Genomic DNA, 3811 nt, shown 5'->3' with positions numbered 1-3811 from the left:
CAGGGTCTTTGAGAAGTGCCGAGGTGGGCGGTTCGCCTGCTGAGCTCCGGATGTGGCGGCTTGTCGACTTCTGCCAGCGGTGACCCTGGACACAGAACAGGCATGGACGCTGGTGATCATGTGGGTGTCGAGTCCGTATGAGCACCGAGCGAGTCCATGCCTGCGCACCCATCTTCCCGCATGCCGTCATGCCTTCGGCAACTGGGGGACACCCCCGACCCGATCCCGCTGCAGACAGTCGCTGACCTGCGGGGTTTTCTGGCCACGGTGCCCGACCCGCGGGCCCGTCGCGGCATCCGCTCCCCCTGGACGGCCCTTCTCACCGCCGCGGCTGCCGCCGTTCTGGCCGGTGCCGCCTCCATCACGGCGATCGGCGAGTGGATCGCCGACGCCCCCCCAGCACGTCCTGGCCCTGCTCGGATCCCGCCCCGACCCTCCCCCAGCCTCCGGCCGGGAGGTACCCCCACCGGACTGATCCGCCCGCCCCATGCCACCACCGTCCGCCTCGTCCTCGCCGCTGCGGACGGCGACGCCCTCGACCGCGCCATTGGCGACTTCCTCCGGGCACGCAAGGCCCCGAACTCGAAACGGAAGGTCATCGCCGTCGATGGCAAGACCCTCCGCGGTTCCCGCACCACCCGCCGGACGGCCACCGCACTGATCGCCGCGATGACCCACAGCGGCGAGGTCCTTGCGCAACGACAGATCGACGGCAGGAGCAACGAGATCCCGGCCTTCGCCCCGCTCCTGGACGGCGTCGACCTGACCGACGCCGTCATCACGGCGGACGCCTTGCACACCCAGCACGACCACGCCGCCTACCTGCACGAACGAGGAGCGCACTACCTGGCCGTCGTGAAGCGGAACCACCCCGGACTGCATGAGCGCCTCCGCCGCCTGCCCTGGCGCGACATCCGCCTCGACCACGTCGAGCGCACCCGGGCCCGTCACCGCGACGAGATCCGACGCCTGAAGACCGCCGCCTTCGCTCACCTCGACCACCCGCACGCCCGCCAAGCCCTCCAGGTCGTGCGCTGGAGACGCGATCTTGGCACGGGAAAGCTGACGATCGAGCGGATCTACCTGGTCACCAGCCTGCCGCCCGGTGCGGCCGGCGGCCACGAGCCCGCAGCCTGGATCCGCGGCCACTGGCGCATTGAGAACCAGCTGCACCACGTCCGCGACCGCACCTTCCACGAGGACGCCCCGCACATCCGCACCCGGCACCTGCCCCGCATCATGGCCGGCCTGGGGGCACCTCCCGGCCGAAGGCTGGGGGAGCAACCTCGCCATCGGCGTCCACCGCCAGGACGGTCACACCAACATCGCAGCCGCCCTCCGCCGTACCGCCCGCGACCACCTGCGGCCCCTCACCGCCCTCGGACTGGCATGACGAACCCGGACACAAGATCACTTCTCAAAGCCCCTGGGGTCGGAGGTGAGGACGGTGACCGGTCCCGGCGCGGAGCGTGCGATGGCCGCGGTGGCGGCCACGATGGCGTACTTGCGGCCTCTGGGGTGGTGGCCACGCAGCAGTGCGGCCGCTTGGCCGGTGACGTCCTTGGTGACGTCATGGACATCGATCCGGGAGAGCACCCACCGGATGCGGGCGGGGTGGATGCGCTCGTAGTCCGTCTCGAGGGTGGTCGTGGCGGTCGTGGCGACCCGGACGCCTTCTTCCGAGGCCGCCTGGACGAGGGCCAGGACGGTGCGGTCCTTGAGGCAGAGCTTGGACATCCCCTCGCTGTCGAGGAATAGCGTGCCGGGCATCAGGCCGCGGCACCGCCCGAGTCGCGCCGGCCGTGGCGCAGCATGGCACGGGCCGCTTCGATCTCCTCGCGGGACAGCGGTTCGTTGTCTGTCTCGAAGTCGGCGACGATCTCGCGGAGCTTGTCCATGGCCACACGCTGTTCCAGCGCCTCGGCCACATAGGCGGAGAAGCCGCCGGGGCCCACGTGGGTACGTACGGACTCGGCGAGGTCTTCGGGGAGACTGATGGAGTACTTTTTGCTACCGGGACTATTGGCAGTGCACCGGGCTTCAGCCCGGTGGTGAGGCGAATCTGAGAGCTGCTCTGACCTCAGCTGTGGGCATGGATCTGCACTGTTCACCTCGGCCCGGGTCAGAGCGGCCGGTTCTGCTGCTCGATGTACTGCTTCACGATGCTGAGCGGCGCGCCGCCGACGGACCCGGCGAAGTACGAGCCGGACCACAGGCGCTGTGCCCGCCAGTAGTGGCGGACGAGGTCGGGGAACTCCTGGCGGAGCCTGCGGGAGGACACGCCTTTGAGGGAGTTCACCAGCCTGGACACGGCAACCTTCGGCGGGAAGTTCACGAGGAGATGGACGTGGTTGTTCTCGCCGTTGAACTCGACCAGCTCGGCCTCGAAGTCCTCGCACACGGCCCGCATGATCTCCTCGCACCGCGTCAAGTGCCGGTCAACGAAGACGGAGTGCCGGTACTTCGTCACGAAAACCAAGTGGACATGCATGCGGAAGACGCAGTGACGACCAGTACGAACGTTCTCATCGATACCCATAAACCAACTGTGTACCATGATCCGCATGCAGCTTCGGTACAGCTTCCGCTTGTACCCGAGCGTCGGTCAGCGCATGGCGTTGGCGAGGGCGTTCGGGTGTGCGCGGGTGGTCTACAACGACGCGCTTCGCGCTCGGGAGACCGCCCGCAGCGAGGGGCTGCCGTTCCCGAAGACCGGCGACCTGTCGAAGGCGCTGATCACCGAGGCGAAGAGCACCCCGGAGCGGGCGTGGCTCGGCGAGGTGTCGGCGGTCGTTCTCCAGCAGTCGCTGCGCGACCTGGAGGCCGCGTACCGGAACTTCTTCGACGGCCTGAAGGGCAAGCGCCCGCGCATGGGCGCGCCCCGGTACAAGTCGAAGAGGGACACCCGGCAGTCGGTCCGGTTCACGGCGAACGCCCGCTGGTCGATCACCCCGGGCGGCAGGCTGCGTCTGCCGAAGATCGGCGACGTCAAGGTGAAGTGGTCCCGCTCCCTGCCGTCGACGCCGTCCACGGTGACCGTGGTCAAGGACGCGGCAGGCCGGTACTTCGCGTCCTTCGTCGTGGAGACCGGCCCGGAGGAAGTCCTGCCCCAGGTCGCGCCCGAGGTGGGCATCGATCTCGGGCTCGGACACTTCGCGGTCCTCTCCGACGGGACGAAGATCGACAGCCCGCGCTTCCTGCGCCGGGCCGAAAAACGCCTGAAGAAGGCGCAGCGCTCCCTCTCCCGCAAGGAGAAGGGCAGCAAGAACCGGGACAAGGCCAGGATCCGCGTCGCACGGGCACACGCCCGTGTCGCGGACGCGCGCCGCGAGTTCCACCACCAGCTCTCCACACAGCTGATCCGCGACAACCAAGCGGTCGCCGTGGAGGACCTGGCGGTGAAGGGACTCGCGCGCACGCGCCTGGCCAAGTCCGTGCACGACGCCGGATGGTCGGCGTTCGTGAGCATGCTGGAGTACAAGGCCGCCCGGTACGGACGTACCTTCGTGAAGATCGGCCGGTTCGAGCCGACCTCCCGGGTGTGCTCCGTGTGCGGCGTCAAGGACGGCCCCAAGCCCCTCCACATCCGAGAGTGGACCTGCCAGGCGTGCGGGGCGGTCCTGGACCGGGACATCAACGCGGCGGTCAACGTCGCCAAGGCCGCCGGACTGGCGGCATCAGCCTGTGGAGCGCAGGTAAGACCGGGACTCGTCCCGGCACCGCGCGGCGAAGCAGGAACCCACTCGACACCGCAGCCACAGGCGGCGCGGTAGGCGGGAATCGCCGTCCTTCAGGGCGGCGAGGATGTCAA

The 3811-nt window shown here is 69.0% G+C and carries 4 protein-coding genes and 1 pseudogene; 2 read left to right on the top strand and 3 right to left on the bottom strand.

What is annotated here, in order from left to right; all coding sequences use genetic code 11:
* Window positions 1–156: 156 nt before the first annotated feature.
* Window positions 157–1188, top strand: a pseudogene (locus CUT83_RS08325) (ISAs1 family transposase); the annotation flags it as partial.
* Window positions 1189–1410: 222 nt separating this feature from the next.
* On the opposite strand, the gene CUT83_RS08320 reads toward CUT83_RS08325, so the two are convergent.
* The 3 genes from CUT83_RS08320 to tnpA all read right to left on the bottom strand — a co-directional run bounded on the left by CUT83_RS08320 (window position 1411) and on the right by tnpA (window position 2539).
* On the bottom strand, window positions 1411–1770 hold the full coding sequence (locus tag CUT83_RS08320) for a DNA-binding protein (RefSeq protein ID WP_101255248.1): 360 nt from the start codon (window positions 1768–1770) through the stop codon (window positions 1411–1413).
* Window positions 1770–1955: a hypothetical protein gene (locus tag CUT83_RS08315; RefSeq protein ID WP_240958556.1), complete on the bottom strand. Its 186-nt coding sequence runs from the start codon at window positions 1953–1955 to the stop codon at window positions 1770–1772. The genes CUT83_RS08320 and CUT83_RS08315 overlap by 1 nt, the downstream gene beginning before the upstream one ends.
* 167 nt (window positions 1956–2122) lie before the next feature.
* Window positions 2123–2539: an IS200/IS605 family transposase gene (gene tnpA, locus CUT83_RS08310; RefSeq protein WP_093850225.1), complete on the bottom strand. Its 417-nt coding sequence runs from the start codon at window positions 2537–2539 to the stop codon at window positions 2123–2125.
* A gap of 25 nt (window positions 2540–2564) precedes the next feature.
* Between tnpA and CUT83_RS08305 the strand changes: the two genes are divergently transcribed.
* On the top strand, window positions 2565–3773 hold the full coding sequence (locus tag CUT83_RS08305; protein WP_101255106.1) for an RNA-guided endonuclease InsQ/TnpB family protein: 1209 nt from the start codon (window positions 2565–2567) through the stop codon (window positions 3771–3773).
* The last annotated feature ends 38 nt before the right edge of the window (window positions 3774–3811 follow it).

It is taken from the genome of Streptomyces barkulensis (assembly GCF_002843305.1).
Classification (GTDB): Bacteria; Actinomycetota; Actinomycetes; order Streptomycetales; family Streptomycetaceae; genus Streptomyces; species Streptomyces barkulensis.
Note: the sequence above shows the minus strand (reverse complement) of the source record. Positions and strands in the feature narration are given on the sequence as shown.

What these genes read in the sequence shown, in the direction of transcription:
- CUT83_RS08305 (WP_101255106.1), top strand. Translation starts at nt 2,565, where the DNA reads ATGCAGCTTCGGTACAGCTTCCGCTTGTACCCGAGCGTCGGTCAGCGC.
- CUT83_RS08320 (WP_101255248.1), bottom strand. Translation starts at nt 1,770, where the DNA reads ATGCCCGGCACGCTATTCCTCGACAGCGAGGGGATGTCCAAGCTCTGC.
- tnpA (WP_093850225.1), bottom strand. Translation starts at nt 2,539, where the DNA reads ATGGGTATCGATGAGAACGTTCGTACTGGTCGTCACTGCGTCTTCCGC.